Genomic DNA, 26,292 nt, shown 5'->3' on the forward strand with positions numbered 1-26,292 from the left:
GTAATGGCTCGTCTGCAACGATCCCTGTCTCTGGGAGCGGTGGTGCTGTTCGGCATCGCCTACATGACGCCGATCATCGTCCTCGGCACCTTCGGCATCCTGGCCGAGATTACCCATGGCGCGGTATCAGCGGCCTACCTGGCCGCTGCGGTGGCGATGTTCTTCACCGCACTGAGCTATGCGCGCATGGCCAAGCTGTTTCCGGTAGCCGGATCGGCCTATAGCTATGTACGCCACAGCATCAGCGATCATCTCGGGTTCATCGCCGGTTGGGCGGTGTTGCTCGACTATCTGTTCCTGCCGATGGCGATCTGGCTGATCGGTGCGGCCTACCTTCATTCGGCGTTCCCGCAACTGCCGCAGGCGCTTTGGGTGCTCACTTTCATCCTGGTCACCAGCGTGATCAACGTAGTAGGCCTACACCTGGCCAAGGGCATCAACAGCATCCTGATGCTGGTGCAGTTTCTGGTCCTGCTGGCCTTCGTGGCGCTGTGCGTGCATTACGTGGTGGGCGACGCCAGCAAGCCGCTGTTGTCGCTGCAGCCGTTCCTGGGCGAGGGTATGAACCTGTCCCTGGTGATGGCGGGCGCGGCGGTAGCCTGCTACTCCTTCCTGGGCTTCGATGCGGTCAGCACCCTGACCGAGGAAACCCGCGACCCCCAGCGCACCATTCCCAGGGCAATCCTGCTGATCACCCTGATCGGTGGACTGATCTTCGTGATCACCGCCTATTTCGTGCAACTGGCACATCCCTCCACCCTATTCGAGAGCAGCGATGCGGCGGCCTATGAGATCGCCCGCAATATCGGCGGTGATCTGTTTGTGTCGGTCTTCCTGATCGGATTGATCGTCGGTCAGTTCACCTCGGGCTTGTCGGCGCAGGCGAGCGCCTCGCGCCTGATGTTCGCCATGGGCCGCGACGGCGTCCTTCCCCGTGCGCTACTGGGCACCCTGAGTCCGCGGTTCGGTACGCCGGTGGGCGCTATCCTGGTCTGCGCGGTGGTAGCGCTGCTGGCACTCAAGCTTGACGTCGCCACGTCGACCTCATTCATCAACTTCGGCGCCTTTCTGGCGTTCAGCCTGGTGAACCTTTCGGTGATCGTTCACTTCGCGCGCCAGCCCCAGCAGCGTGGTCCCGTCCAACTGGTACTCTACCTGCTGTGTCCGCTTCTCGGCCTTCTGGCGACGCTGTGGCTGATGATCAGCCTAGACCGCCTGGCAATCATGCTCGGCTGTAGCTGGCTGATGCTCGGTGGCCTCTATCTGGCTTGGTTGACGGGCGGTTTTCATCGCCGGCCGCCGGCGCTCAGCTTTGAAGCTGAGCAGGGGTAAGTAGCTGGATCGTTGCAGCTCGAGGCCAGCAGCGCGAGCAGGTCGTCGACGGACCGCTCGTATGTCCTTGTCGACGGTTTCACCCGATACCGGACCATCACCGTATCAACTGCGGGCGCCTTTAGGCGCTCCGCCCAAGCGCTTGCTCGGACCTGGCAATCGGCTTTTGAAGATGACGACGCGGCGTATGGTATGCATCCAGACCGCGCTGGTATGGGTGTAGAGCGTATGCACCGCGAGCGTCAATGTTTTCTCCTGACCCCTCTGCTCACGGGTCCTGCGTAAATCAACATCAGCGCGTTAGCACTCAGGACACCACCTCCACGCGGACCAGACTCTGCTGACTAAGCGGGGCCAGGAACTCGGTCGCCGTGGCATCGGTAATCAGCGTCCAGTCCGTCTTGAGCGGCGTCCTGTGCTGCTGGCGATGGTCGAGTCGGCAAGCACGAACACTTCGGTTTGCTGCTGGATCATCAGTCCCGCGAAATATGCCGGCCCACAATGGTCGGACATCTCTAGCAGCACCCGTCGATCAATTTTCCCATCCCGGTAGCCAAGTCTTCGCGCTTGGCGCGCTTGGCATTCGAGTGATGCCAAGCAGGTCTACATCGGTCTCCCTGCCTGCCGCGCGTGCTGTGTGCGACGCAGGCCATTCGCTGATCGCTACTGGCGTCCATCCTGCTCAAATCGATCAATATCCTGTTTGGTTTGCGCATTCCTTTTATCTCTCGTATGCTGATTTTGCGCGAAGTAGTCATTAATTTGATCATTTCGCTCAGTATGCTTCACATCCGCCCCACCCCCATCACTGCGGCACCTATAAAAATAAGGAGCTCTCTCGTGGCCCAGATTCCAATCAAGCGCAGTATCGAGCGTGTACCCGGTGGCATGATGATCGTGCCGTTGTTGATCGGCTCGCTCGTCGCTACCTTCCTGCCGGACATGCCGAAGTTCTTCGGTTCGTTCACCAACGCGTTGTTCACCGGGTCGCTGCCGATCCTGGCAGTGTTTTATGTGTGCATGGGCGCAAGCATCGATATCAAGGCAACGCCTTACCTGCTCAAGAAGGGCGGGGTGCTGTTTGGCACCAAGGTCGGGACTGCGATTGTAATTGGCGTGATCATGGGCCAGTTCCTGGGCGAGCAGCCGATCAGTTCAGGGGTGTTTGCCGGGCTCTCCACTCTGGCTGTGGTAGCAGCGATGAACGATACCAACGGCGGTCTGTACATGGCGCTGATGGGGCAGTACGGGCGCTCCGAAGATGTGGGGGCCTATTCGGTGATGTCGCTGGAGTCGGGCCCGTTCCTAACCATGGTCACCCTGGGCGTTGCCGGGCTAGCGGCCTTTCCTTGGCCGACGCTGGTGGGCGCGATCCTGCCGCTGCTGCTCGGTATGCTGCTGGGCAATCTCGACCGTGAAATGCGCGAGTTCCTGGCCAAGGCCGTACCAGTGATGATCCCCTTCTTCGCCTTGGCACTGGGGGCGAGCCTGGACCTGCACAAGGTGTGGCAGGCCGGCTTACTGGGCATCGGCCTGGGCGTGGCGGTGGTGGTGCTCACGGGTATCCCTCTGTACTTCGCGGACCGCGCGTCGGGAGGTACTGGCGTTGCAGGGGTGGCGGCGGCGAATACCGCAGGCAATGCGGCGGCGGTGCCTGCGCTGGTAGCGGCGGCCAACCCGATCTATACCGAGGCGGCCAATTCCGCCACCTTGTTGGTGGCTGCCTGTGTAGTAGTGACCGCCGTGCTGTCACCGATTCTCACCGCGTCGGTCGCCAAACGTTATCAGACGCGTCACGGTGCGGCAGCGGAGGGCGCGAACGTGAGTGACAGTTCGGACACACGGCGGGAGGTCATTCGATGAAGTTATTGATTATCGCTGATGATCTTTCAGGTGCGGCGGATTGTGCCATTGCCTTCGCGGGCGCCGGTCAGAGCACGGTCGTGGCCTTGGATCCGTCCCACGATACAGGGGATGCGACAGTGGTGGCCATCGATACCGACACTCGTCGGCTCCTACCAGCACAAGCAGGTGAACGCACTCTCAAAGCGTGGCAGACCCTGCGCCGACCAGGGCAGCGCCTGTACAAGAAGATCGACTCCACCCTGCGTGGTAACTGGGCGGCGGAAGTTGCCGCCTTGAAGCTGGACGCGGGTCTGGCAATCATTGCGCCCGCTTTTCCGGCCACAGGGCGAACCACACTGGAAGGCAAGGTGTGGGTCAACGGTCACTCGCTCGAGAGCACGGACACCTGGCAACTCGAGCATGCTGGCCGTTGCGCGGATATCTCCACGCTGCTCGAGGAAGTCGGCCTTCGCGTGGCCAGGCTGCCGCTGGAGACGCTGCGCGGTGACGCGGCGGCGCTGGTCCGCGTTATCGCGGGCACGGCGGGCGGGCTGGCCGATGCGCTGATTGTTGACGCTGAGAGCAGCGAGGATCTGCGTATCCTGGCTCGGGTAACGGCCCAGTTGTCGGAACCGCTGTTCTGGGTGGGGTCGGGCGGCCTGGCTCGGGAAATGGCTGCGTTACCTGAATTGCTTGGTACGCCATCGCCGATGCCTACCACTACGCGGGAAAAGTATGCGCCTACGTTGGTGCTGGTGGGCAGCCTGTCCAGCGTGTCCGAACGCCAGTGCGCGATGCTTAAGGATCGCGCTGGCGTTACCGAGTTGACGGTGCCGCCGACGGTATTGCGCCAAGGCCCTTCACACGCGGACTGGGCCGAGTGGGAAGCTCGTATCGGCCAGATGCTGGGTGGTGGCAACGACTTGCTGGTCCGTATTGGCCGTGATGAGACCTTCAACCCTGCCGAGGGCGCGCAGCTTTCTACTTCGCTCGCGCAGCTCGTGAAGCAGCAGTTTGTCTATGTCGGCGGCCTGGTCGCAACGGGCGGCGAAACCGCGCGGGCCATGTTGGGGGCTGTCGGCATTGGCAGCCTCCAGCTGCTCTGTGAAATCGAAGCAGGTGTCGCGTTCGGGCACCCAATTTCCACCCGCGACGGGCACCGTCCCGGTGTGGTGACCAAGGCCGGTGCGTTCGGTACGGATCACGCGCTGTACGCCGCCTGGCTACATATGCACAACGCTCTCGAGCCCGCGCATGACGCTGCGGGTCCTATCTTAAATCCTGCGCTACAAGGTACCCATCATGAGTAATTATCTACCCGTCATCGGCATCACCATGGGCGATGCGACCGGGGTAGGCCCGGAAATCATCGTCAAGAGCCTCGCCCACGAGGTGGTGTATCAGCAGTGCCGCCCACTGGTGATCGGCGATGCGCAGCGCTTGGAGCAGGCCAACGAGATCGTCAAGGGCAGCGCCAAGGTGCGTCGCATCCAGGATGCCGGCGAAGCGCGCTACGAGCCGGGCATCATCGACTGTATCGACTTGGCACTGATCCCTGCGGACCTGCCCTTCGGACAGTTGTCGCCCATCGCAGGTGACGCCGCCTATCAATACATTGCCAGGGCGGTGCAGATGGCCGAAGCCGGCCAGATCGACGCCATCTGTACCGCCCCGCTAAACAAAGAGGCGCTGCATGCCGGCGGCCACAAGTATCCGGGGCACACCGAAATGCTTGCCCACCTGACTCAGGTTGACGAAGTGTCGATGATGCTGGTGGCGCCTCAGCTGCGGGTAATCCACGTCACTACGCACATGGGCATCATCGACGCAATTCGCAAGATCGAGCCTGGTCTGGTCCAGCGCACCATCGAACGCGGCAATGCCACCCTGATCAAGGCGGGCATCAGCCGGCCGCGCATCGGGGTGTGTGGTATCAACCCGCACGCGGGTGAAAACGGCCTGTTCGGCTACGGCGAGGAGGAGGAAAAGATCATCCCGGCCATAAAGCTGCTGCAGACGCAGGGCCTGGACGTGACCGGCCCGCTGCCGGCCGACACGCTGTTCTTCCGCGCCGGCCGTGGGGATTTTGACCTGGTGGTGGCCATGTATCACGACCAGGGGCATGGCCCGGTCAAGGTCCTGGGTCTGGAAGCAGGAGTGAACGTTACCGTAGGCCTGGACGTGATCCGCACCTCGGTGGACCACGGCACGGCCTTCGACATTGCCGGCAAGGGCATCGCTGACGAACGTAGCCTGCTTGAAGCACTGCGCCAGGGTACTGAGCTGGCCACGCGTCGAGGATGAGGGCTTGCGTCACCCTTGTGTAAGATTGTCGGCCCTTTCGTCACAAGGCCGTCTATGAAAGCCGCCGACCGTCATCGCGCCATCCTCGAGCTGGTGCGCGCCCGAGACACCCACGTCGAGCAACTCAGCGCAGCTCTCGGCGTGTCGGAAGCCACCGTGCGCCGGGACCTGGCTATGCTCGCCAAGCAACGGCATCTGGTGCGCACCCACGGCGGCGCGACTGCGCTGCTCGGCATGCACGAGCCGGAAGCTTCGCTGGAAGAGCGCAAGGCCAGCCAGCGGGATCAGAAAGACGCCATCGCCAGGGCCGCGGCCAGGCACGTGGAAGACGGTGACACGCTATTGCTAGACGGCGGCACCACCTGCGCGGCGCTGGCGTTGCACCTGTGTGCGCGGCAGAACCTGCACGTGGTCACCAACAATCTGCTCGCGGTGACACCCCTGGCCAACGCACCGGGCGTTCGCCTGACCCTGATCGGCGGCGATCTACGCGGCTCGAGCATGAGCACCCTCGGTCCGCTGGCGGAGCTGACCCTCAGCCGCTTGAGCGTGGACAAGGCGTTCCTAGGAGCGGACGGTGTGGTGGCCGAATTTGGCCTCTGCGAGGCCAGCGACCAACAGGCCTACCTGAAGGAGTGCATCATCAAACGCGCCGCCCAAGTGTTCGTTCTCGCCGACGCCGACAAACTCGGTCGAGCCCGCCAGCAACATTGGACACCTCTTGAACGGGAATGGACGCTTATCACCGATTCCCAAGCGCAAGAGACGCAGTTGGAACCCTTCAGGGCAGTGGCGCAGATCAGGGTCGAGACGGCTACTGTCGACTGACGCGGTTCTGGGAGCCGGGCGCTCGATGCAAATCGACAGGTAAAAGGCCGTGTTCGCTTTCGGCATACGATCGACAAGCGTCTAATACCGGGCGCGGCAAAACATGCGCTCTGCCGTGAATACCTGCTGCCGGTCTGAGAACGCCGCCGTTGCATTCGCGTCGGGTGTTGTCGGGCAGTGCCACAGACAGTTTTTTGCCGTGCCGTAGTCGGTCGTCAATTTGTTCCAAAGCGCTTTGCCGTGCAGGTGCACTCAGAAATGTTTTCGCGATCAAGCGCGCAGCAAGCTCGTTGAGATTATGTCGATGGCCATCCCGGGTAGGGATACCCAGAGATAGGCGGCATCACCCACCGTCAAAACCTGGCCGATCCGGTGCACCATTGTCACCGAGACTTTCGGACTCTTCTCTCTAAAGAGCAAAGCCACCCAGCTGACGTGGTGTACGTACTGCTTAACCGAGAGCACTGCCGGGACAAAGCGGTATAACCGCGGCCTGATGGTTCTGCCCAATGCAGAGCGGGAGCGCAAGCAGTCGCAAGTCTCATTGCGTGAGCGCGATGCAACTGTTTGTGCCTAGGCACCTGTTTTTGATCGGACCACGAGACAATGCGGCGTTGTACATACAGTTATCTACTTGATCAAACTGACAAAATTGTCATCCTGTAGTACCCCTTCCTGACCGAGCGATCAGGATAATTTGGCGGGGTCATCTCCTGGACCTCGAATCATGTCGCGCTTTCTTTCTTGCCTAACCGTCGCGCTGCTGGGCGCTACCTTGCTCGGTCAGGTGCAGGCAGCCCTGCCGCAGCACCCCGATCTCGACTTGGACGCCGCACATCGACTGGCGCAAGCCGCACCCTGCAGCGCCGCGCTCGCGGTGCTCGACCGCAGCGGCCAACTGATCCTCCTGCAGCGCGATACCCGCGTCGGGCCGCATAACGCCGAGGCGGCTCGCCGCAAGGCCTTCACCGCCCTGTCCACGCGCACCTCGTCCCAGGCGCTGGCCGAGCGCGCCCGGCAGAACCCGGACGCTGCCAATCTCGTCACCTTGCCCGAATTGCTGCTGTTGGGCGGCGGCATCCCCCTCTATGAGGGCGACCAGTTGGTCGGCGCCCTGGGCATCGCCGGTGCCGGCGGTGGCGGGGCGGACGAGCGTTGTGCGCTGACGGCTGCTGAACACCTCAATCTCAAACCCCATCCTTGAAGGAGATCTTCATGAAGACGTTCGTTCTGTTGTCTGGCCTGGCTCTGTCCGGCCTTGCCGTCGCCGCCCCCAATCCCTTGAGCGTCCATGTGCTCAACCTGGAAGACGGCAAGCCGTCGGCGGGGGTGCACGTAACCCTGGAGCGCCAGGTGGGGCAGGGCTGGCAGCCGCTGGCGGAAGAGGTCACCAACGACCAGGGTCGGGTGCCGGCGCTGTTCCCCAAGGAGCGGAGCTTCGAGAAGGGTGAATACCGCGTGGTCTTCAAGACCGGGGACTACTATCGCCAGCAGGGTCGTAGTGCCTTCTTCCCGGAAATCCCCGTGGTATTCGACGTCACCCAACCGGAGCAGCACTACCATATCCCACTGCTGCTGAGTCCCTACGGCTTCAGTACCTATCGAGGTTCCTAGATCAGTTGAGGGGCGAGGTGCCTTGCCAGAGCTACCGCTGGGATAGGTGAGGGCTAGCCAGTCACGTGATGGAATGGCATCCCCCCTGGTCAGCTTGCCGAGCTCCGCTTAGATGGGCACAACCTCTCGGCTGGCCGGGGGGACGACTCCTGCTGGTCGATCCCTTCGTGGTGTCTTGGACGAAAGGTGATGGCTTCTCCGGCGCTTCTACGAAGGCAGCACTGACCCGAGATCGCCCTGCGGTCTGGACGAGCATCTGCACAACCGTATCTTGCCCGGCCTCAAGGTCATGCAGGACGTCATGACCGCCGACGGCCGGCAGGTCTTCAACCTGTCTCGCTGCAGCCGCATTCCTGCGCAACTCATCCCGCGCGCCGATCTGGCGTCCGTGGAGGCGGCCTGGCTGGGGCAGCGGACCCGTCAAGCCGGTTGACGACGAAGCTTCAGTATTCCTGCCGCGTCGGGCGGAAGAGGATTTCGTTGATATCCACGTCGTCCGGTTGGCTCAAGGCGTAGATGACTGCCCGGGCAAAGGCGTCGGCGGGAATGGCGAGCTCATAGAGCTTGCGAACGTTCTCGGCAACGTCTGCTTCGGTGATGGTGTTGGGCAACTCGGTGGCCACCGCGCCGGGCGAGAGGATGGTGGTGCGCAGGCCATAGGGCTTGACCTCCTGGCGCAAGCCTTCGGAGATGATCCGTACGGCATGCTTGGTGGCCGAATAGACGGTGCTGCCGGCGCGGACCTTATGGCCGGCAACCGAGGCGACGTTGATGATGTGGCCGCTCTTCTGCGTTTGCATGGTCGGCAGTACCGCGGCGATGCCATAGAGCACGCCCTTGATGTTGACGTCGATCATCTGGTCCCAGTCTTCCAGACGCCGCCGGTCCAGTGGCGAATGCGGCATCAGCCCGGCGTTGTTGAGCATGACGTCGACACGACCATGGTGCTCCAACGCCAGATCGACCAGGGCCTGGACCTGCTCGGCCCGGGTCACGTTGGTGGCCTTGACCTCGACCTGGGCGCCCGTGGCCCGCAGATCGGTTGCCAGAGCTTCCAGACGTTCAAGTCGGCGCGCGCCCAGCACCAGGTGCGCGCCGTGTTGGGCCAGCATGCGCGCGGTGGCCTCACCCAGGCCGCTGCTGGCCCCCGTAATGACGACGACCTTGTCTCGGATGTTGTCGCTCATGGAAAGCTGCTCCTGAAGGCTGTTGAGAGTCATCAGACTTCATACCTTGCTCAAGGTGCATGGGCTGATGCGGCCGTTCTCCACTGGGCTTCGCTTACGCAGGTCTACGGCAAGCCCTCAGGCACCACGACATTCTGTCGAAATTTCAGAGCGGCCAGTCCGCAGTCAGCGCCAACCGAGGGTAAGACCCCAGACCCCCACATAGCGCATGGCCTTGGCCAGGGTCACCACCAGCAGAAAGCGCCACAGCGGTTCGCGCATCACCCCGGCCACCAGGGTGAGGGGATCGCCGATCACGGGCGTCCAACTGAGCAGCAGCGACCACCAGCCCCAGCGCTGATAGGCCGCCTGGATGCGGGCGAGCCGTTGCGGCGACACCGGAAACCAGCGGCGTTGGCGAAAGCGTTCGAGGTGGGTGCCCAGCCACCAGTTCAGCGTCGAACCCGCGACATTGCCCAGCGTCGCGGCCAGCAGCAGGAGCGCCGTGGCATAGCGCTCGGTGAGCAGCAGCCCGGCCAGGGCCGCTTCCGACTGCAGGGGCAGCAGGGTGGCCGCGCCAAAGGCGAGGGTGGCCAGGCCTAGGTAGACGCTCAGGGCTTCCAGAATGAAGCTCCCGCAAGGAAAGCCATTAAGGGTCTGTCTCGGGTCGGGACGAAGCCGCCGAGCATAGCGCGAGTAGCAGCGCTATGCCGCCTCACGACCCTGAGCCCCGGTGTTCAATCCAGCCTGGCGATCCAGTCCGCGACCGAATCGCCGCTGCTCATGTCCGGCTGCACCAGGCCATCGATCATGAAGGTCGGCGAGACATGGATGCCGTTCTGCCGGGCGTACTTGCAGTGCCACTTGATGGCGTGCTGCAGGTCCGGCTTGGCGAAGGCGTCGGCCAGGGCCAGGCCGCTGTAACGCTCCAGGCGCGCGATGATGTCGTTGGGTGTGGCCTCACGGTTGGGCCCGGTGGCGTGATCCTTGAACTCGAACTCCTCGCGGTGGGCGGCTACCGCCGCCAAGACCGCCTTTGCACTCTCCTTGCCACCTTCCAGGGTAGCGGCGGCCAGGACGCAGCGCACCACCACCCCGGAGAACAGGTGCCAGGGCTGGGATTGCAGGCGGATCTTCAGGGTGATCCGCTCAGGACCGGCCTGGGCCAGCAGGTCGTCGAGCTTGTTGAAGGCCTTGACCGAGAAGGGACAGGTAGGCTCGAGAAAGACTTCGAAGGTGCGGGGGCCATGACCCCAGCTGAGCGTGTCTGCGTACATCATGAAACTCCAACCGAATTGAGCGAAGCGATCAGGTTGTGACCGCGCGCTGTCCCGGGCGTTTTCCCAGGATTCAGGACGGCGCGGGACGCCTCAGGGAATCAGCCGTCGCCTGCGCATGTCCTCCAGATGCGCGAGCAAGACCTCGTCGGACCTCAGGATCATCTGCCCAAAACCCGCTTGCCGCGCCTTGGTCACGTCGAAGATGGCGTCCTTCTCGACATGGAAGATGAAATCGCCAAAGGCGCCGGGTGCGATTCGTTCGGGATCGGCCCCGGCCAGTCCTTCGCGTTGTGCCAGTGCCTGCCAGACCGGCTTCAGCGCGGTCAGGCGCTGGGCCAGGGAGATAGGTTGCGGCTCGCCCACGTCCAGACCGAACCAGTCGGCCAGCTTCGGCCAGACGTGACTCCAGCGGAAGACGTCGCCATTGGTGAGGTTGTAGGCGCCGTCGCGCTCTTCTTCCGCTGCCCAGACCGCCGCCTCGCCCAATAGCGGCGCGGCGGTGACGTTGACCAGGGCGCCGCGGTAGGCCTGCTCCGTTCCGGGAAATTGCATGGCCGTGCCGGTCTCGCGACAGAGCGCGCCATAGAGGCCGATGAGGTTGCCCAGATTCATGGCCGATCCCAGCGAATGGCCGATGACGATGTCGGGCCTCAGCGCCGTCCAGCGGATGCCTTCGGCTTCCAGGCGGCGAGCGAAGTCTTCATGGCGGAAGTAGAGGTTGGGCGGGAAGTGACGACTGTCGTCCTCGCGGGCCGGCGTCTTGTAGACCCCCAGGTGAGCGCCGTAGATCTTGCCGCCCTGGACGAAGGTGATGCGCTCCAGGGGTGCTCCGGCGCTACGCACCGCGCCCACCAGATTCTCCAGCATGGCGGCGTTTTCGTCCGCCTCCACGCCTGGATCGGGGTTCGGCTTGAGGGCGCTGTAGAAGAGATGGGTCACGCCGGCCAGGTCGGCCTTGGCCGCTGCCAGGCTATCCCGGTCCAGCAGGTCGGCGGTCAGATGGGGAAAGCGGCTTGGGCCCTGTTTCGAGCGGCCAACGGTGGTGATGGACCAGCCGGCCTTGGCGAAGGCCTCCAGCACGGCCTGGCCGATGATGCCGCTGGCGCCGGCGATGAGCAGCTGTCTTCCGGTCATGGGGTCTCCCGATAAGGTCTGGTGAAAGATGAAGAAAAGACCCTGGTGCCTGATGCTTTGTCCCCGTGGCGGGCCGGACGGTAGGCGGGCGAAAACCAGTGTCCTGCTCGCGCAGGCACGGCTACTGTGGCAATAACGCCTGCGGCTTTGGAGAACCTCCCTTGATCAGCCCATCCGGCACAGCTGCCATTCTCGACTCCCTGCTCGGCGAACTCGTCGCCGCCCTCGAACTGCCTGCCTCCCTGGCGTCAGCCCTGCAGGTTCAGGGTAGCGGCAGTCTCGCCTCCTGCTTTCCGGTCAGCGACCTGGCCACGGCGGTGATCGGTGTCGCCGGATTGGCCACCGCCGACCTGCTGGCCGAGAGAGGACCCGCGGTCCCGGTAGAGGTGGATCGTCATCTCGCCGCGGCCTGGTTCAAGACAACCTTGCGCCCCCTGGGCTGGGAATTGCCGGGCGTCTGGGACCCGGTCACCGGTGACTACCGCACCCGTGACGGCTGGCTGCGGTTGCACGCCAACGCGCCGCATCACCGGGAGCGCGCCCTGGCCGTGCTGGGTTGCACCAACAGCCATGACGCCGTCGCGCGGGCCATGGCCGATTGGCCTGGCGAAGCCCTGGAAACGGCCATCGTCGCAGCGGGTGGCTGCGCGGCCAAGCTCCGCACCCAGGCCGATTGGCAGGCGCATCAGCAGGGGCAAGCTGTCCGCGCCGACCCCCTGATCGCTCAGGAATGGACGGCTGCCGATACAGCGCTGGATTGGCAGCCGGATCCGCAGCGTCCCTTGCAGGGCATTCGGGTCCTCGACCTGACCCGGATCCTCGCCGGGCCCATCGCCACGCGATTGCTGGCTGGACTGGGCGCCGAGGTGCTACGGATCGATCCGCCCGGCTGGGACGAGCCGGCCCAGGCGCCCGAAGTCACCCTCGGCAAGCGCTGCGCACGGCTGGATCTCGGGCGACCTGCCGATCGCCAGCGCTTCGCGGCGCTGCTGGCCGAGGCGGACATCCTGGTTCACGGCTATCGCGCCGATGCGCTGGAACGGCTGGGTTACGGAGGGGCGCAGCGACGCGCGCTCAATCCCGGCCTGATCGATGTGTCCCTCTGCGCCTATGGCTGGAGCGGTCCCTGGGCGCTACGGCGGGGCTTCGACAGCCTGGTGCAGATGTCTTGTGGCATCGCGGCGGCCGGCAGTGAGTGGCGGCAGGCGGAGCAGCCGGTGCCCCTGCCGGTCCAGGCGCTCGATCATGCCACTGGCTATCTGATGGCCGCCGCGGCAATTCGGGGACTGGCGCGGCGTCAGCGGGAGGGGCGCGCGTTGACGGCGCGCCTGTCACTGGCGCGCACCGCCTGGCTGCTGACCGAGCGACCGGGCGCGTGCGGCGGTCCCGCTTACCACGGGCCGGAGGAAGGGGATTACCGCAAGGAACAGGAACCTACCGCCTGGGGATCGGCGTTGCGCTTGCGAGCGCCGCTCCGGATTGGCGGGGTCGAGCTGCAGTGGCGGCGCCCCGCGACGCGGCTCGGATCCGCCACGGCGGACTGGAGCCGCTAGGGGGCAGCAGACACCTGATGCACCCTCCGGTGGGATCAGTCCAGGTCGCTGGCCGAATGCCGCTCGGCCACTTGCTCGCCGGCCTCACCCCAGGTGCGATTGACCCGGCGACCACGCTGCACCGCCGGCCGGGCGGCGATGGCCTGCGCCCAGCGCTGGACGTGGGTGTAGTCCTGTACGGCAAGGAATTCCGCGGCGTTGTACAACTGGCCCAGCACCAGGTTGCCGTACCAGCTCCAGATGGCGATGTCGGCGATGCCGTATTCCTCGCCAGCCACATAGCTGCGCTCGGCCAGCAGACGGTCGAGCACATCGAGTTGGCGCTTGGCTTCCATGGCGTAGCGGTTGATGGGGTATTCGAGCTTTTCCGGCGCATAGGCATAGAAATGCCCGAAGCCACCGCCCAGGAAGGGCGCGGAGCCCATCTGCCAGAACAGCCAGTTCAGCGTCTCGGTGCGACCGGCGTGATCCTTCGGGATGAAAGCGCCAAAGCTGTCGGCGAGATACAGCAGGATGGCGCCGGATTCGAAGACGCGCAGCGGCTCGGCACCCCGACGATCCACCAGGGCCGGGATCTTGGAGTTGGGATTGATCTCCACGAAGCCGCTGGAAAACTGATCGCCCTCGCTGATACGGATCAGCCAGGCGTCGTACTCGGCGTCGGTATGCCCGAGCGCCAGCAGTTCTTCCAGCAGGATCGTCACCTTCATCCCATTGGGCGTGCCCAGGGAATACAGCTGGAAGGGGTGCTCGCCGACCGGCAGTTCCTGGTCATGGGTCGGGCCGGCAATGGGACGGTTGATGCTGGCGAAGTTGCCGCCGGAGGTGGTGGGGGTCCAGACGCGTGGGGGAGTGTAGGGATCGGTCATGGTGGCACTGTCCTCTGTCTGCACGGATTGGTAGTTCGATCATAACCGAACTTTGCACTTGGTCTGTCAATGGTCTCAAGCGGGCAACAGACCAAGTCCAGCAGCGCAGGCAGACACGGTAGATCAGCGATCCATGCAGACGCCGCCTGCCAGCGTATGGCAGGCGATCAGGCGTTCTGTTCGGTCAGTCGCTGCACGGTAAGGCTACGGTACTGGCGCGGGGTCATGCCCTTGAGCTGGTGGAAGCGGCGGTTGAAGTTGGAGATGTTGTTGAAGCCCGCCTCGAAGCAGATGTCGGTGACCGGCATGCGGCTGTGGGAGAGCATCTCGCAGGCCTTGCTGATGCGCAGGCTGTTGACGAATTCGACGAAGGTACGACCGGTGGCCTGGCGGAAGAAGCGCGAAAAATAGGTCGGCGTCATGCCCAGGTGCTCGGCTACTTCTTCCTGGGTGAAGTCGCGCTGGTAGTGATCGAAGATGAAGTTAAGGGCACGGTTGGTGCGATCCACCGCCTGTTCGCTGGCAGTGGCCGGCTCGACGCTGCCGGAGAGCAGCTGATAGCGCTCCGAGGTGGCCAGCGCCTCCATCAGCACCAGGAAATGACCGAGGCGGGTCGCACCGCCACTGTCGGCGATCTGTTGCAGTAACACCTCGGCACGGGCGATCAACTGCGAATCGTGGAATTCGATACCGTAGCGCGCCCGCTCCAGCAGGGGGGCCAGACCGCTCAACTCGGGAAACACTGCCGTGGCGTTGTCCACCGTCTCGTTGGTGAAGTTGACCAGCATGTCGCGCTTGGCCACCACCTCGCCCTCGGCGATTCGGCTGATCCAGTTGTGTGGCAGGTGGGGGCCGGTCAGAAACAGGCTGCCCGGATAGAAGTTGCCGATGTAGTCGCCGATGAAGGCCGTGCCTGAACTGGCCACGATCAGGTGCAGCTCGTATTCCTTGTGGAAATGCCAGCGCACCAGCGGACAGGGAAAGCCATGCTCCCGGTAGATCACCGAGTGACCGCTCAGGTCCTCCATCAACTCGTAGGAGGGATTGCTCTTGCGCAGGGACTGACTCATGGGGCGACCCATCGCTCACGTTGGTCCTGATCCTGGCCCTGTTCGCCGCGTGGCGCAACCCCGTCTCAGGCGGGCCGCAGCACCACTGCGGCGCGCAGCTTGCCGCGGCCGAAGCGACTCATCTTGTCGAACTCGGCGTGGGAGACGGGAATGTGCTGACAGTCCAGCTCCCGCCGGTGCTGACTGTGGTCGACATCGGGATCGTGCAGATAGACGAAGTCCTCGTCGCAGTCGGTGACCAGCACCCAGTGTGGCCCCTTGGCCTTGGTCAGCCGGAAGGAGCTGATCAGCACCAGGGGAAAGGCGCCTTCGGCGACCCAGCCAGCCACGTCCAGGCGGGTACGGTAGAGACGCTCGATGGGCGACTGCTTGACCTCGGCGCTGAAGTCTTCATGCACCAGGCGCATGACTTCCTTCTTCTCTTCGCTGCGGACCCCGTCGAGAAACAGTGGGCCCCGGGTGTTGACCTGCAAGGTCACGCGGAAGCCGCGTCGCTGGGCGGCCAGGGCCAGGCCATGGGGGCCGCAACCACCATGGCCCGCGGTCATGTAGATGGTCGTGGCTTCACGCCACAGCCGCAGTTCCTCGCGCCGCTCCAATGGCCGGCCCGGCTGCAGCGCGCCCATGGCCATCAGCAGGCAGGACGGGCCACAGGTGAAGTCGGTGGTCTGGCGATAGAAGGGTACCGGGCGCGCCTGCCCTTCGCGTGGCTGGCGGATACGCTTTTCGAAGCGCAGCGCCTGGCTGTGGTCTTCGTAGTAGTCCTCCACCGTGTCGAAGGGCAGATAGCCATTGCGCTCATAAAGGGCGATGGCGGCGGCGTTGTCCGGTCGTACTTCCAGGCGCAGATAGGCGCAGTCGCGCTCCACCGCCTCGTCTTCGGCGGCGTCGAGCAGGCGCTGACCCAGACGATGGCCACGGGCCGCCGGATCGACGGCGATGGAGTAGAGACGCGCCAGCGAGGTGTTCTGGTGAAACAGCACCAGAGCGTAGCCGGCCACCTGGCGGTCGTTTTCCGCCAGGATGAGCACGGCGTTCGCCCGGGTGAGCATCCAGTGGAAATTGCGCCGGGAAAGGCGGTCATAGCTGAAGCAGCGGGCTTCCAGATCGACCAGTGCCGCCAGATCGTCCAGCCCGGCGGGCCTGAGCATGAAACTCATCGCGAAGGATTCTCCTGGAGCAGAGCGGGCAGCCTGGCATGGTTAAGCAACGGTTAATAGCGCCCGCGTTACAACAGTTGGAGTGGTCTGGCGGCATCCGGGTTTCCGCCGCCACCACGCCCCGCATCGAGGAGGTCCAGTGAGCAAGCTGTATATCGTCGTGGAACGCAAGGAAGACTGGTCGTCCTACTATCCCAGCGAAGACGTCATCACCGCCCAGGAATACCTGGAGCAGTCCAACGAACAGGACAATGGCAAGCGGGTCCAGGTCATCAACCTCTGCCGCAGCCAGAAGTACCTCGGCCACGGCTACTACTGCTCGCTCCTCGCCGAAGCCCGCGGGCACAAGGTCATCCCCTCCGTGCGCACCATCAGCGAGTTGGCGCGCAAGTCGCTCTATGGCCTGGCCCTGGAGGACCTGGACAAGCTACTGACCAAGGCGCTGGCCGGCCATCCCTATGGCAGCGCCGATGGCTTCACCCTCACGCTCTATTTTGGCAATACCGACATCGCCCCCTTGCAGGATTTGGCGCGCCAGGTCTTCGAGGCCTTTCCCTGTCCGCTGCTGCTGGTGGAATTTCGCCGCGACCGCGCCGGTTGGCACATCGGCGGACTCAAGCTGGGCAGCATCCACAAGCTGCACGAACAGCAGGAAGATCACTTCGCCAACGCCCTCGACGGCTTCAGTCGCCGCGTCTGGCTAAAGCCCGGCCGCCGCGAGAAGTACCGATTCGACCTCGCCATCCTGCATGACCCCAAGGAAGCCTTTCCGCCTTCCGATGCCAAGGCGCTGAAGAACTTCGTGCGCGTCGGCAAGCACCTGGGCATGGACGTGGAGCTGATCGAAAAGAAGGACTATGCACGACTGGGTGAATTCGACGCCCTGTTCATTCGCGAGACCACCGCCATCGATCACCATACCTATCGCTTCGCCAAGAAAGCCGAAAGCGAGGGCCTGGTCGTGATGGACGATCCGCGCTCGATCCTCAGATGCACCAACAAGGTCTATCTGGCCGACCTCCTGCGCGCTCACAAGCTGGACATGCCCGCCACCGAGATCCTCTACAAGGACAACCCCGGCCAGCTCGAAGGGCTCGGCGAGCGCCTGGGCTTTCCGCTGGTGCTGAAAATCCCCGATGGCTCCTTTTCCCGGGGTGTCATCAAGGTCGAGGACCCGGCGCAGCTGCGCAAGGCCAGTGCCGAATTGTTCGAGCGCTCGGTGCTACTGCTGGCCCAGGAATTCTTTTACACCGAATACGACTGGCGCATCGGCGTGCTCAACCAGGAGCCGATCTTTGCCTGCCAGTACTTCATGTCCAAGGGCCACTGGCAGATCTACGACCACAGCGCCAGCGCCACCGAGGTCAGCGGCGATTTCCGTACCCTGGCGGTGCAGGACGCGCCCCACGCCGTGGTCGAACTGGCGGTACGCACTGCCAACCTGATTGGCGACGGTCTCTATGGCGTGGACCTGAAACAGGCGGGCGACAAGCTGGCGGTGATCGAGGTGAACGACAACCCCAACATCGATTGTGGGGTGGAGGATCTGGTGCTCAAAGACGATCTCTACGCCCTGGTGCTGGAGGAGTTCATCCGGCGGCTGGAATCGCAACGCGGCGGACAGCCCTGGTAACGCGCCAGGGTCGCGGAAAGGTAGGTTGGGTTGAGCGTAGCGAAGCCCAACAGTCCAGGCCGACTCCGCCATGTTGGGCTTCGACGGTAGAACCGCCTCAGCCCAACCTACGGAAACGGGCTCAGGCGCCGTGGCACTTCTTGAATTTCTTCTCGCTGCCGCACGGGCAGGGATCGTTGCGACCCACTTCCTTCAGCGGATTGCGCACCGGCTCCTGGGCCGGGCCATGATTGCAGTGCGGGCCGTGCACATGGTGGGCATGGCCGTGATCGTGGTCATGGTCGTGATTGCAATCGGGACCGTGGACGTGCTGGTTCATCTCATAACTCCGGGATGTAGGCGCCAGGCACGAACTGCCCCTGGCGAGAAAAATGGACACTGCGGCCGAACAGCCAGCCGGTCTTTACCCGGCCGCGCAGGCGGTAGTTGATCGGCTCGTTGGGGTTCTCCAGCATGCGACCGACGTCCTTCACGTAGCGCCACAGGTTGGTCTGTACCGGTACGGAGAAGCTGCGCCGACCATTGGCTGGCACCGACGAGTGCAGGTTGGTGACGCCCTGGGACAGCAGCAGGTCGTTCAGGTAGACCGTATAGGCCAGGCTGCGTACGGGCAGGGTGCTGTCGTTGGGGTTCTGGACGCGGAAGTGCAGCACGAAGTCTTGGCTCCAGAGCCGGGCGCGGATCAGCTCGACACCGGTCAGCTCGACCTGGGGTTCTTCGTAGTTGTGCCCGATGTAGGTACAACCGCCAAGGCTGCTCAGCAAGACGCCGAGCAGGGTGATGAACAAGGCCTGGCGAAGCATGCGGCACTCCCGTTTTCTGCGCAGTTTAACAAGCACCGATTGCTGCACAAGTCGGGGCCGCTTGGCACAGGCTAACAAAAAAACGGCGGGGCCAGTCGACCACGCAGACTGGACCGGCCCGACGTGACGTTGCATCCTGCATCCCTTGCCGTGACCGAGGAGGTCGTCATGTCCGCCGTTCTCTATGAAATCGCCTTCCACGGCGAGCTGATCGCCGGCGCCGATGCGCAGCAGACCCGGCAGAATCTGATGCGACTGTTTCAGGCGGATGAACAGCGCATCGCCGTGCTTTTCTCCGGTCGCCGCATGATCATCAAGAATCGCCTGGATGCGGCGACGGCCGAGCGCTATCGCGCCACCCTGGCCCAGGCCGGGGCGCTGGTCGAGGTCGCGCCCATGGCCGAGCCGGTCGAGCCGGCGGCGGCGCCAACCGAGACCCGGGCAGAGCCAGCACCGGCACCTGTACCCCTGTCCTCGCCATCCTCTGCCGAGCGTGGGTCACTGTCAGTCGCGCCCCGGGATGCGGTGATGGCTGCCTTCGTCGATGTCCAGGCGCCGGATTTCGGGCTGGCGCCGGTGGGCGCCGATCTCCAGGATCACAACGCGCCGGTGGCACCCCCGCAGGTTGACCTCTCGCACCTGAGTCTGGCCCCGGTGGGTAGCGATCTGGCTCCAGCATCCGCAGCGCTGCCCGTGGCGGTTCCGGACACGGATCACCTCACGCTTGCCCGGGAAGAGCCCTAGTCGGTCTACAGGAAACCGGCACAGCACTTCTTGAACTTGGCTCCACTGCCGCACAGGCAGGCATCATTGCGCCCCGGCAGGGGACGCACGGTCGGGTCGAGAAAGTACCAGCGGCCCTCGCGCTGGACGAAGCCCGAGCGCTCTTCATGACGATGGGCCCCGCGCCCATCGTCCCAACGTGCGACGAAGCTGACCCGGGCATGCTGCGCATCGCCTGGCTCGGGGCGATGCTCCAGCACCTGCAAACCCTGCCAGCGACTGCCCAGGCTCCAGGCCGCCAGGGCCTCCCGGTCCAGCTGTTGCTGCTGCGCGGGCGCCGTGGTGGAAACCAGGTAGTCGATCAGCCCCAGCACGTAGGCGCTGTAGCGCGAGCGCATCAGCCGTTCGGCATCGGGCGCCGGAAGGCCTTCATGGAACGGACCGCAACAGTCGCCGAGCGGGCGGTCCGAGCCACAGGGGCAGGGGGCCATGGATTGCATCTCACCACCAGTACTTGCCGAAATTCTGCGGATTGGCCCAGAACCGGGCATTGAGCCAGTCCGGGACCTGCTTGTAGTCGTGCAGATCATAGCTGAACAGGGTGACCACCTGGCCTTCGCGGGCGAAGCGTTCGCTGGCCTGCAGGGCGAGGGCGTAGAAATCCGTCGCCTGCCAGTCGCTGGCGGCCAGGTCCACCAGCACGGCCAGCCGCGAGGTGTTGAAATTGCGCAGGCCGCCGAGCAATTCGCGGCCTTGGCGCAATGGCAGGTGTTCGAGGCAGTCGGCAACGATCACCAGATCGTAGCGTTCGGCCAGCAGCGTAGGGTCCTCGTGCGGTGCCGAGGCGTGCAGCAGCTGGCACTGAGGGTGGGCGTCCACATAGGCTTGCAGCGCCGGCAGGGGTTCGCGTGCCACGCACAGCAGGCGCGTGGGTCTATGGTGCTCGAGCAAGCTTGCCAGAGCCTCTTGCGGGGTACGGGACGAGAATATCTTTGCCATTAAGGGAACCCTAATCAAATCGCGATTGACTAAGCAACCAGCGTTGTCAAGATGTGTACGCCACCATTAGTCTGACAGCGCAATACAACGAAAGACGAGCCTAACTCGCGGCACTAGGTCTATAGGAGACCCTTCATGAGCAAGAGCATCGCAAGGACAGCTTTACCCCTCATCCTGGCAAGCACCGTGCTGGCCGGTTGCGCGGGCGGCGTACAGAAATCCGATTGGCCGGTGTGCGCTGCGGTAGGCGCGCTGGTCGGCGGCGCGGCAGGTGCTACTCAGAGCGGTAACGTCGCCGGCATGGCGGCCCTGGGTATCGGCACCACCGCTGGCGCCTATTGCTGGGTGCATGGCAAGGGTAACGAGCAGGTCGCTCGCATGGAGCCCGCTCCGGCTCCGGCGCCCGCGCCGGCCCCCGCGCCGGCACCGCTGCCCAAGCAGGAAGTGATCACCGCGCGTGACCTGCACTTCGCCTTCGACTCCGCTGAAGTCAGTCCGCAGGACCGTGCCCAGCTCGATGGTATCGCCGGCCGTCTGCGTGGCGAAGCCGCCAGCACCCGTCTGTCGATCACCGGTCACACCGACAGCAAGGGTACCGATGCCTACAACCAGCGTCTGTCCGAGCGTCGTGCCAAGTCGGTCAGCAACTACCTGATCCAGGCCGGTGTGCCGGCGGCCAGCGTCGTGTCCGTGAAGGGCATGGGCGAGCGTCAGCCGATCGCGACCAACGAGACCGCTGAAGGCCGTGCCACCAACCGTCGCGTCGAAATCCAGATCGACCGCGAGTGATGCAGGGGCGGCGGACCTCGGTCCGCCGCCTTTACTTTTTCCGGCGATAGGCGTTATGGTCCGATCCATCTCGTCCTCCTGCTGGAATCCATGAAAACCCTGTCCCTTACCGGCAAAGTTCTTCTTCTGCTGTTCTGGCTCGCCGCAGCTGCCGCCCTCGCTCTGCCTCTCGCTCGTCCCTTCCCCGAATTGCTCGCGCTGGTCGCCCTGGCCCTGCTGCTGCTGCACCTGGGTGAAGTCTTCGCCAGCCGTCGTGCCTTGCGTCTGCGTCGCCACCCCTGGCTCGACCGCGTGAGCCTGTTGATCTTTGGCGCCTTTCATCGCCTGCCCCCACAGCTGCCGAGCGCCTGATCGGCCTGCGACCACAACGTTGGGCGCATCCTGACGACAGGCGCGTTATCATAGCGCCCAAGATCCATTACTGTAGATGCATACAGCGCTCGTCCGCCGGACGTGGCGCTGCTTTGCCATCGCCCGGAACCAGGCATGCTCAGCACCGAACTCAAGACCCAGATCCAGGGCGCCTACACGCGTTTCCTCGAAGCCAAGTCGCTCAAGCCACGCTATGGCCAGCGCCTGATGATCGCGGAAACCGCCAAGGGCCTGGGCGCCATCACCCAGGACGGGGAGGGCCACCGCGAAGGTGAGCCGGCCGTGGTGGCGGTGGAGGCGGGCACGGGTACCGGCAAGACCGTGGCCTATGCCCTGGCCGCCATCCCCGCGGCCAAGGCTGCCGGCAAGCGTCTGGTGATCGCCACGGCGACGGTGGCGTTGCAGGAGCAGATCGTGCACAAGGACCTGCCGGACATCCTGCGCAACAGCGGGCTGTCCTTCAGCTTCGCCCTGGCAAAGGGCCGCGGGCGCTATCTTTGCCTGTCCAAGCTGGACATGCTGCTGCAGGAAGGGCAGGCACAGAACGCCACGGCCCAGCTCTTCGCCGAGGACGGCTTCAAGATCGATGTGGACGAGTCGTCCAACGAGCTGTTCGGCAAGATGATCGAGCGCCTGGCCGGCAATCGCTGGGATGGTGACCGCGACAGTTGGCCGGAAGCCATCGAAGACGTGCAGTGGTCGCGCATCACCACCGACCACAGCCAGTGCACCAATCGCCACTGCCCGAATTTCCAGCAGTGCGCCTTCTACCGGGCGCGTGAGGGCATGACCAAGGTCGATGTCATCGTCACCAACCATGACCTGGTGCTGGCCGACCTGGCGCTGGGTGGCGGCGCCATCCTGCCCGATCCGCGCGACACCCTCTATGTGTTCGACGAAGGCCACCACCTGCCGGACAAGGCCATCGGTCACTTCGCCCATTTCACCCGGCTGAGATCTACCGCCGAGTGGCTGGAGCAGATCGCCAAGAATCTCACCAAGCTCCTCGCCCAACACCCGTTGCCGGGCGATCTCGGTCGCCTGGTCGAGCAGGTGCCGGAGCTGGCGCGGGAGATCAAGACCCAGCAGCAGTTCATGTTCACCGCCTGTGAGGCCCTGGCCGATTTCCGCGCCGGCGAGGACATGGAAGGCCGGGAACGGCCGCGCCACCGCTTCGTCGGCGGGGTCATTCCCGAAGACCTGCGGGAAATGGGCATCGAGCTCAAGAAAGGCTTCGCCAAGCTCACCGATCTGTTCACCCGCCTGACCGAGATGCTCAAGCAGGCCATGGATGGCGAATCCAGCATTGGCCTCGCCAGCTACCAGGCCGAGGAGTGGTATCCGCTGTTTGGCAGCCTGCTGGCCCGCGCCCAGGGCAACTGGGAGCTGTGGACGGCCTTCACCTGCGAAGACCCGGAAGACAGCCCGCCCATGGCGCGCTGGATGACCCTGGCCGAAACGGGATCGCTCTACGACATCGAGGTCAACGCCAGTCCCATCCTGGCTGCCGAGATGCTGCGTCGCCATCTATGGAACGTGGCCTTCGGCGCCCTGGTGACCTCCGCGACCCTGACCGCGCTCGGCACCTTCGACCGCTTCCGCATGAGATCCGGCCTGCCGCGCTCGGCGGCCACCGCCGTGGTCCCCAGCCCGTTCCGCCACGCCGAAGCCGGGGTGCTGCGGGTGCCGGATCTGAAGGCGGATCCGCGCAATGCCGCCGAGCACACCGCCGCCATCGTCCGCGAATTGCCGGCCATGCTGGAGGGCGCTCGTGGCGCCCTGGTGCTGTTTTCCTCTCGGCGGCAGATGCAGGACGTCTTCGACGGCCTGGAGCGGGACTGGCGCAAGCGGGTACTGATCCAGGGCAACCTGTCCAAGCAGGAGACCCTCAACAAGCACAAGAAGCGCGTCGATGACGGCGAGGCTAGCGTGCTGTTCGGTCTGGCCAGCTTTGCGGAAGGGGTCGACCTGCCCGGTGCCTACTGCGAGCACGTGGTCATCGCCAAGATTCCGTTCGCCGTGCCGGACGATCCGGTGGAAGCCGCCCTGGCCGAGTGGATCGAGGCGCGCGGCGGCAATCCGTTCATGGAGATCGCCGTGCCCGACGCCTCCCTGCGCCTGATCCAGGCCTGCGGCCGGTTGCTGCGTACCGAGCAGGACAGCGGCACCATCTCGCTGCTGGATCGCCGCCTGGTGACCCAGCGCTACGGCAAGGCCATCCTCAATGCGCTACCGCCGTTTCGGCGGGAGATTCAGTAATTGGCGGCCTTGGTTACGCCAATTCGTAGGTTGGGCTGAGACGGTTCCATCGTCGAAGCCCAACAGATCCGGCGCCGAGGCAACAGCTATTGGGCTTCGCCGCGCTCAACCCGACCTACCGCGACCTTGGGCAGTGGCCGTATCAGCGGACCGTCTGACCACGGCGCCAGAGCATCACCAGTAAGGAAGACCCATGACCGTCCACGGCTATCACGACCTGAGATTCGAATCCGTCCGCGAGGCCTTCGCCGAGTTGCTGGCCGCCGGCCAGACCCGCGGCGCGGCGCTGTGCGTCCAGGTCGGCGGTGAAACGGTGCTGGATCTCTGGGGCGGGATGGCGGACAAGGACGGCCAGACGCCGTGGCACACCGACACCCTGCTCAATCTGTTCTCCTGCACCAAGGCCTTCACCACGGTGGCGGCGTTGCAGTTGGTCGAGGAGGGCAAGCTGGCCCTCGATGCCCCGGTCGCCGAACGCTGGCCGGCATTCGCTGCGGCCGGCAAGGCCGACATCACCCTGCGGCAATTGCTCAGCCACCGCTCCGGCGTCTCCGCCTTGCGCGAACGCCTGGCGGGTGACGCCCTGTACGACTGGGACACCATGACCGCCGCGGTCGCCGCCGAGGCACCCTGGTGGACGCCCGGCACCGCCCATGGCTATGCCCCCATCACCTTTGGCTGGCTGCTGGGTGAACTGATCCGTCGCGCCGACGGCCGTGGCCCGGGCGAGGCCATCGTGGCCCGGACCGCCGAGCGCCTGGGTCTGGATTTCCACATCGGTCTGCCGGCGAGCGAAGACGAGCGCGTCGCCCATATCGTACGCGGCAAGGGGGTGCTGGGTGATGCCGCCGCGCAGCGCCTGCTCAAGACCACCATGAGCGATCCGGGCGCCTTGCCGACCCTGGCCTTCGGCAATCCATCCGGCGTGCTCACCAGCACCAACAAGGCCGAGTGGCGCCGCTTCGAGCAGCCGGCCGCCAACGGCCATGGCCATGCACGCAGCCTGGCGGGCTTCTATGCCGGTCTGCTGGCCGGCGATCTGCTGGAGTGGGAAACCCTGAGCGAGGCCCTGCGCGAGCACAGTCAGGGCGAAGATCGGACCCTGCTCACGCCGACCCGCTTCGGCCTGGGCTTCATGCTCGATCAACCGGACCAGGCCAACGCCACCTATGGCCTTGGGCCTCAGGCCTTCGGCCATCCGGGGGCGGGCGGCTCGACCGGCTTCGCCGACCCGGAGCGCGAGGTGGCCTTCGGTTTCGTCACCAACACCCTGGGGCCCTATGTGTTGATGGACCCGCGCGCCCAGGCCCTGGCGCGCGCGGTGGGGGAGTGCCTCTGACGCCGTCTCGACAGGCGGCTAGCGGGCGATGGCCGCCTCGATATCGCGGAATTCAATCACCCGGACGTAGGGCGCGATTTCGCCACTGATGGAAAAGTGCGCGCCGATCACCGTGACCTCGACGCCCTCGTTTTCCACCAGGTACTGGACGACCTCATGGAAGTCGCCATCGCCGGCCACCAGGTAGAGCTTTTTCCAGCCGCGTTTCGCATGGGAGCGCATCAGGTTGAACGCAAGGCCGACATCGACCCCCTTCTGGCTCTTGGTCGTGTACTGCTCGCCCGTTACCGGATGCAGGATCGGCCCGCCACCCACGGACGCAGGCCATTCGTGAGCCTTGGTTTGCAGCCAGTAGAGCTTGACCCTCAGGCCGGCGCCCTTGGGCGGGGCGGAGCTCAGGAACTTGTTGAAGCCGGTCTGGGCGATGGTGGGTGGGTCGCTATCGCAGTTGAAGTAGTAGGCGTCACCTATGGGTTCGCCCGCATCCTGCTCGATGAAAAGACGTAGTTTTAGATAGTCGAATTTGGCGCCGGATACAGAGCCGTTCCAGGCGCTCAGTGCATAGGCGCCGTCGACGAACCACGCCACGCCCGTTCGAGTTGTAGTTGGCATCGTATTGCTGGGACCAGGCCTGTTACCGTTGATGGGCGCACACCCGCACGCGGGATGCGCGGCGCCTATTGTGGGCTTAATTCCCTGTTTGCGCCTCAGGTAACGACAAGAGAATCCAAACGCCGTGATCTAGAGCGATCGCTCGGGCGGGAAAGCGGCCCTGGACGCTGGGGGGCGAGCGGATTTACGTCGCCCTGGCTTCACGACCGTCGTTGGCGTGCGCGGCATCGACGATCAAGGCGTTCTGCAACAGACGGATTCGCGGTGCCACATGGTAGGCGCCGTCATCGTTATGGCGCAGGTAGAGGCGTTGGCAGCCAAGACACCGCCATACCGTGCTCTGGTTGTAGGGATAGAACCGGGGAGCGATGGGCGCGTCATTCGACCAGTAGTGGGTGGCGCCTGGGTGATATTCCTCGATGATCGACTCCTCGGGCGCATGACGCGCCAGGGTGCCGATCTGCGCGAAGTCCGTTTCCCGGTAGCCCACCGGCCAGGCAGTCCACCCCGCCAGATCCCGCTGCAGGCAGCGGCAGTCCTGCTTGATGGCTGCGGCCCTTACGGCCAGGTCCCTGAGCGTCGCGACATCGATGAATCCGTCCATGAGC

General features: G+C 64.4%; 28 protein-coding genes. 15 read left to right on the forward strand and 13 right to left on the reverse strand.

Going from position 1 to position 26,292, the window contains the following annotated elements:
* The first annotated feature begins 3 nt into the window (after window positions 1–3).
* The 8 genes from APT59_RS07355 to APT59_RS22115 all read left to right on the forward strand — a co-directional run bounded on the left by APT59_RS07355 (window position 4) and on the right by APT59_RS22115 (window position 8,356).
* Window positions 4–1,332: an APC family permease gene (locus APT59_RS07355; RefSeq protein ID WP_059314256.1), complete on the forward strand. Its 1,329-nt coding sequence runs from the start codon at window positions 4–6 to the stop codon at window positions 1,330–1,332.
* Between the two features lie 840 nt (window positions 1,333–2,172).
* Window positions 2,173–3,195, forward strand: coding sequence for a 2-keto-3-deoxygluconate permease (locus APT59_RS07360; RefSeq protein ID WP_059314257.1), 1,023 nt, complete (start codon window positions 2,173–2,175; stop codon window positions 3,193–3,195).
* On the forward strand, window positions 3,192–4,487 hold the full coding sequence (locus APT59_RS07365) for a four-carbon acid sugar kinase family protein (RefSeq protein WP_059314258.1): 1,296 nt from the start codon (window positions 3,192–3,194) through the stop codon (window positions 4,485–4,487). Before APT59_RS07360 ends, APT59_RS07365 begins: the two co-directional genes overlap by 4 nt.
* Window positions 4,480–5,481, forward strand: coding sequence for a 4-hydroxythreonine-4-phosphate dehydrogenase PdxA (pdxA, locus tag APT59_RS07370; protein WP_059314259.1), 1,002 nt, complete (start codon window positions 4,480–4,482; stop codon window positions 5,479–5,481). Before APT59_RS07365 ends, pdxA begins: the two co-directional genes overlap by 8 nt.
* Before the next feature lie 54 nt (window positions 5,482–5,535).
* A complete protein-coding gene (locus APT59_RS07375; protein WP_059314260.1) occupies window positions 5,536–6,309 on the forward strand; it encodes a DeoR/GlpR family DNA-binding transcription regulator in 774 nt (257 codons plus the stop codon).
* A gap of 727 nt (window positions 6,310–7,036) precedes the next feature.
* Window positions 7,037–7,513, forward strand: a complete 477-nt coding sequence (locus tag APT59_RS07385; protein ID WP_059314262.1) for a GlcG/HbpS family heme-binding protein — start codon at window positions 7,037–7,039, stop codon at window positions 7,511–7,513.
* A gap of 11 nt (window positions 7,514–7,524) precedes the next feature.
* Window positions 7,525–7,923 (forward strand): hydroxyisourate hydrolase, encoded by a 399-nt coding sequence (gene uraH / locus APT59_RS07390; protein ID WP_059314263.1) that lies wholly within the window; start codon window positions 7,525–7,527, stop codon window positions 7,921–7,923.
* A 271-nt stretch (window positions 7,924–8,194) separates the two neighbouring features.
* The gene (locus tag APT59_RS22115; RefSeq protein ID WP_237140580.1) at window positions 8,195–8,356 is read left to right on the forward strand and encodes a hypothetical protein; all 162 of its coding nucleotides are present in this window, start codon (window positions 8,195–8,197) and stop codon (window positions 8,354–8,356) included.
* Window positions 8,357–8,366: 10 nt separating this feature from the next.
* Here APT59_RS22115 and APT59_RS07395 read toward each other — a convergent pair whose 3' ends face one another.
* The 4 genes from APT59_RS07395 to APT59_RS07410 all read right to left on the reverse strand — a co-directional run bounded on the left by APT59_RS07395 (window position 8,367) and on the right by APT59_RS07410 (window position 11,503).
* Window positions 8,367–9,110, reverse strand: a complete 744-nt coding sequence (locus tag APT59_RS07395; protein ID WP_059314264.1) for an SDR family oxidoreductase — start codon at window positions 9,108–9,110, stop codon at window positions 8,367–8,369.
* Window positions 9,111–9,275: 165 nt separating this feature from the next.
* Entirely contained in the window at window positions 9,276–9,713 is a 438-nt protein-coding gene (locus APT59_RS07400) for a YqaA family protein (RefSeq protein ID WP_059314265.1), read from the reverse strand.
* 113 nt (window positions 9,714–9,826) lie between these two features.
* Window positions 9,827–10,366: a DsbA family protein gene (locus APT59_RS07405; RefSeq protein WP_059314266.1), complete on the reverse strand. Its 540-nt coding sequence runs from the start codon at window positions 10,364–10,366 to the stop codon at window positions 9,827–9,829.
* A gap of 93 nt (window positions 10,367–10,459) precedes the next feature.
* Window positions 10,460–11,503, reverse strand: a complete 1,044-nt coding sequence (locus APT59_RS07410; RefSeq protein WP_059314267.1) for an SDR family oxidoreductase — start codon at window positions 11,501–11,503, stop codon at window positions 10,460–10,462.
* A gap of 161 nt (window positions 11,504–11,664) precedes the next feature.
* Between APT59_RS07410 and APT59_RS07415 the strand changes: the two genes are divergently transcribed.
* Window positions 11,665–13,056: a CoA transferase gene (locus tag APT59_RS07415; RefSeq protein WP_059314268.1), complete on the forward strand. Its 1,392-nt coding sequence runs from the start codon at window positions 11,665–11,667 to the stop codon at window positions 13,054–13,056.
* A gap of 35 nt (window positions 13,057–13,091) precedes the next feature.
* On the opposite strand, the gene yghU is transcribed toward APT59_RS07415, so the two are convergent.
* The 3 genes from yghU to APT59_RS07430 all read right to left on the reverse strand — a co-directional run bounded on the left by yghU (window position 13,092) and on the right by APT59_RS07430 (window position 16,155).
* Complete coding sequence (gene yghU / locus APT59_RS07420) at window positions 13,092–13,925, reverse strand: glutathione-dependent disulfide-bond oxidoreductase (protein ID WP_059314269.1); 834 nt, start codon at window positions 13,923–13,925, stop codon at window positions 13,092–13,094.
* 167 nt (window positions 13,926–14,092) lie between these two features.
* On the reverse strand, window positions 14,093–14,995 hold the full coding sequence (locus APT59_RS07425; protein ID WP_059314270.1) for an AraC family transcriptional regulator: 903 nt from the start codon (window positions 14,993–14,995) through the stop codon (window positions 14,093–14,095).
* A 65-nt stretch (window positions 14,996–15,060) separates the two neighbouring features.
* Window positions 15,061–16,155, reverse strand: coding sequence for a GNAT family N-acetyltransferase/peptidase C39 family protein (locus APT59_RS07430; RefSeq protein ID WP_059314271.1), 1,095 nt, complete (start codon window positions 16,153–16,155; stop codon window positions 15,061–15,063).
* Window positions 16,156–16,294: 139 nt separating this feature from the next.
* On the opposite strand from APT59_RS07430, the gene APT59_RS07435 reads away from it, so the two are divergent.
* Window positions 16,295–17,788, forward strand: a complete 1,494-nt coding sequence (locus APT59_RS07435) for a RimK family protein (protein WP_059314272.1) — start codon at window positions 16,295–16,297, stop codon at window positions 17,786–17,788.
* Window positions 17,789–17,909: 121 nt separating this feature from the next.
* Here APT59_RS07435 and APT59_RS07440 read toward each other — a convergent pair whose 3' ends face one another.
* A complete protein-coding gene (locus tag APT59_RS07440; RefSeq protein ID WP_007159125.1) occupies window positions 17,910–18,107 on the reverse strand; it encodes an SEC-C metal-binding domain-containing protein in 198 nt (65 codons plus the stop codon).
* A 1-nt stretch (window position 18,108) separates the two neighbouring features.
* On the reverse strand, window positions 18,109–18,591 hold the full coding sequence (locus APT59_RS07445; protein WP_059314273.1) for an LEA type 2 family protein: 483 nt from the start codon (window positions 18,589–18,591) through the stop codon (window positions 18,109–18,111).
* A gap of 168 nt (window positions 18,592–18,759) precedes the next feature.
* On the opposite strand from APT59_RS07445, the gene APT59_RS07450 reads away from it, so the two are divergent.
* On the forward strand, window positions 18,760–19,335 hold the full coding sequence (locus APT59_RS07450; RefSeq protein WP_059314274.1) for a hypothetical protein: 576 nt from the start codon (window positions 18,760–18,762) through the stop codon (window positions 19,333–19,335).
* A 5-nt stretch (window positions 19,336–19,340) separates the two neighbouring features.
* Here the strand turns inward: APT59_RS07450 and APT59_RS07455 are convergent, their stop codons facing one another.
* Entirely contained in the window at window positions 19,341–19,814 is a 474-nt protein-coding gene (locus APT59_RS07455; protein ID WP_059314275.1) for a YchJ family protein, read from the reverse strand.
* 1 nt (window position 19,815) lies between these two features.
* The gene (locus APT59_RS07460; protein ID WP_059314276.1) at window positions 19,816–20,313 is read right to left on the reverse strand and encodes a DUF6231 family protein; all 498 of its coding nucleotides are present in this window, start codon (window positions 20,311–20,313) and stop codon (window positions 19,816–19,818) included.
* Between the two features lie 135 nt (window positions 20,314–20,448).
* Between APT59_RS07460 and APT59_RS07465 the strand changes: the two genes are divergently transcribed.
* The 4 genes from APT59_RS07465 to APT59_RS07480 all read left to right on the forward strand — a co-directional run bounded on the left by APT59_RS07465 (window position 20,449) and on the right by APT59_RS07480 (window position 25,072).
* On the forward strand, window positions 20,449–21,102 hold the full coding sequence (locus APT59_RS07465) for an OmpA family protein (RefSeq protein ID WP_026083574.1): 654 nt from the start codon (window positions 20,449–20,451) through the stop codon (window positions 21,100–21,102).
* A 90-nt stretch (window positions 21,103–21,192) separates the two neighbouring features.
* Entirely contained in the window at window positions 21,193–21,453 is a 261-nt protein-coding gene (locus APT59_RS07470; RefSeq protein WP_059314277.1) for a DUF1145 domain-containing protein, read from the forward strand.
* Window positions 21,454–21,588: 135 nt separating this feature from the next.
* Window positions 21,589–23,733, forward strand: a complete 2,145-nt coding sequence (dinG, locus tag APT59_RS07475; protein WP_059314278.1) for an ATP-dependent DNA helicase DinG — start codon at window positions 21,589–21,591, stop codon at window positions 23,731–23,733.
* A 193-nt stretch (window positions 23,734–23,926) separates the two neighbouring features.
* Window positions 23,927–25,072, forward strand: coding sequence for a serine hydrolase domain-containing protein (locus APT59_RS07480; protein ID WP_059314279.1), 1,146 nt, complete (start codon window positions 23,927–23,929; stop codon window positions 25,070–25,072).
* An 18-nt stretch (window positions 25,073–25,090) separates the two neighbouring features.
* Here APT59_RS07480 and APT59_RS07485 read toward each other — a convergent pair whose 3' ends face one another.
* Window positions 25,091–25,660, reverse strand: coding sequence for an NYN domain-containing protein (locus tag APT59_RS07485; RefSeq protein ID WP_174523131.1), 570 nt, complete (start codon window positions 25,658–25,660; stop codon window positions 25,091–25,093).
* A gap of 208 nt (window positions 25,661–25,868) precedes the next feature.
* The gene (locus tag APT59_RS07490; protein ID WP_059314281.1) at window positions 25,869–26,288 is read right to left on the reverse strand and encodes a hypothetical protein; all 420 of its coding nucleotides are present in this window, start codon (window positions 26,286–26,288) and stop codon (window positions 25,869–25,871) included.
* Between the last annotated feature and the right edge of the window lie 4 nt (window positions 26,289–26,292).

This window comes from Pseudomonas oryzihabitans (genome assembly GCF_001518815.1).
Taxonomy (GTDB): Bacteria; Pseudomonadota; Gammaproteobacteria; order Pseudomonadales; family Pseudomonadaceae; genus Chryseomonas; species Chryseomonas oryzihabitans_E.

Coding starts and splice junctions, on each gene's coding strand:
- APT59_RS07385 (WP_059314262.1), top strand. CDS start 7,037: ATGTCGCGCTTTCTTTCTTGCCTAACCGTCGCGCTGCTGGGCGCTACC.
- APT59_RS07365 (WP_059314258.1), top strand. CDS start 3,192: ATGAAGTTATTGATTATCGCTGATGATCTTTCAGGTGCGGCGGATTGT.
- APT59_RS07470 (WP_059314277.1), top strand. CDS start 21,193: ATGAAAACCCTGTCCCTTACCGGCAAAGTTCTTCTTCTGCTGTTCTGG.
- yghU (WP_059314269.1), bottom strand. CDS start 13,925: ATGACCGATCCCTACACTCCCCCACGCGTCTGGACCCCCACCACCTCC.
- APT59_RS07355 (WP_059314256.1), top strand. CDS start 4: ATGGCTCGTCTGCAACGATCCCTGTCTCTGGGAGCGGTGGTGCTGTTC.
- APT59_RS07460 (WP_059314276.1), bottom strand. CDS start 20,313: ATGGCAAAGATATTCTCGTCCCGTACCCCGCAAGAGGCTCTGGCAAGC.
- APT59_RS07450 (WP_059314274.1), top strand. CDS start 18,760: ATGTCCGCCGTTCTCTATGAAATCGCCTTCCACGGCGAGCTGATCGCC.
- APT59_RS07445 (WP_059314273.1), bottom strand. CDS start 18,591: ATGCTTCGCCAGGCCTTGTTCATCACCCTGCTCGGCGTCTTGCTGAGC.
- uraH (WP_059314263.1), top strand. CDS start 7,525: ATGAAGACGTTCGTTCTGTTGTCTGGCCTGGCTCTGTCCGGCCTTGCC.
- APT59_RS07375 (WP_059314260.1), top strand. CDS start 5,536: ATGAAAGCCGCCGACCGTCATCGCGCCATCCTCGAGCTGGTGCGCGCC.
- dinG (WP_059314278.1), top strand. CDS start 21,589: ATGCTCAGCACCGAACTCAAGACCCAGATCCAGGGCGCCTACACGCGT.
- APT59_RS07430 (WP_059314271.1), bottom strand. CDS start 16,155: ATGAGTTTCATGCTCAGGCCCGCCGGGCTGGACGATCTGGCGGCACTG.
- APT59_RS07425 (WP_059314270.1), bottom strand. CDS start 14,995: ATGAGTCAGTCCCTGCGCAAGAGCAATCCCTCCTACGAGTTGATGGAG.
- APT59_RS07405 (WP_059314266.1), bottom strand. CDS start 10,366: ATGTACGCAGACACGCTCAGCTGGGGTCATGGCCCCCGCACCTTCGAA.
- pdxA (WP_059314259.1), top strand. CDS start 4,480: ATGAGTAATTATCTACCCGTCATCGGCATCACCATGGGCGATGCGACC.
- APT59_RS07455 (WP_059314275.1), bottom strand. CDS start 19,814: ATGCAATCCATGGCCCCCTGCCCCTGTGGCTCGGACCGCCCGCTCGGC.
- APT59_RS07490 (WP_059314281.1), bottom strand. CDS start 26,288: ATGGACGGATTCATCGATGTCGCGACGCTCAGGGACCTGGCCGTAAGG.
- APT59_RS07480 (WP_059314279.1), top strand. CDS start 23,927: ATGACCGTCCACGGCTATCACGACCTGAGATTCGAATCCGTCCGCGAG.
- APT59_RS07395 (WP_059314264.1), bottom strand. CDS start 9,110: ATGAGCGACAACATCCGAGACAAGGTCGTCGTCATTACGGGGGCCAGC.
- APT59_RS07410 (WP_059314267.1), bottom strand. CDS start 11,503: ATGACCGGAAGACAGCTGCTCATCGCCGGCGCCAGCGGCATCATCGGC.
- APT59_RS07440 (WP_007159125.1), bottom strand. CDS start 18,107: ATGAACCAGCACGTCCACGGTCCCGATTGCAATCACGACCATGACCAC.
- APT59_RS07465 (WP_026083574.1), top strand. CDS start 20,449: ATGAGCAAGAGCATCGCAAGGACAGCTTTACCCCTCATCCTGGCAAGC.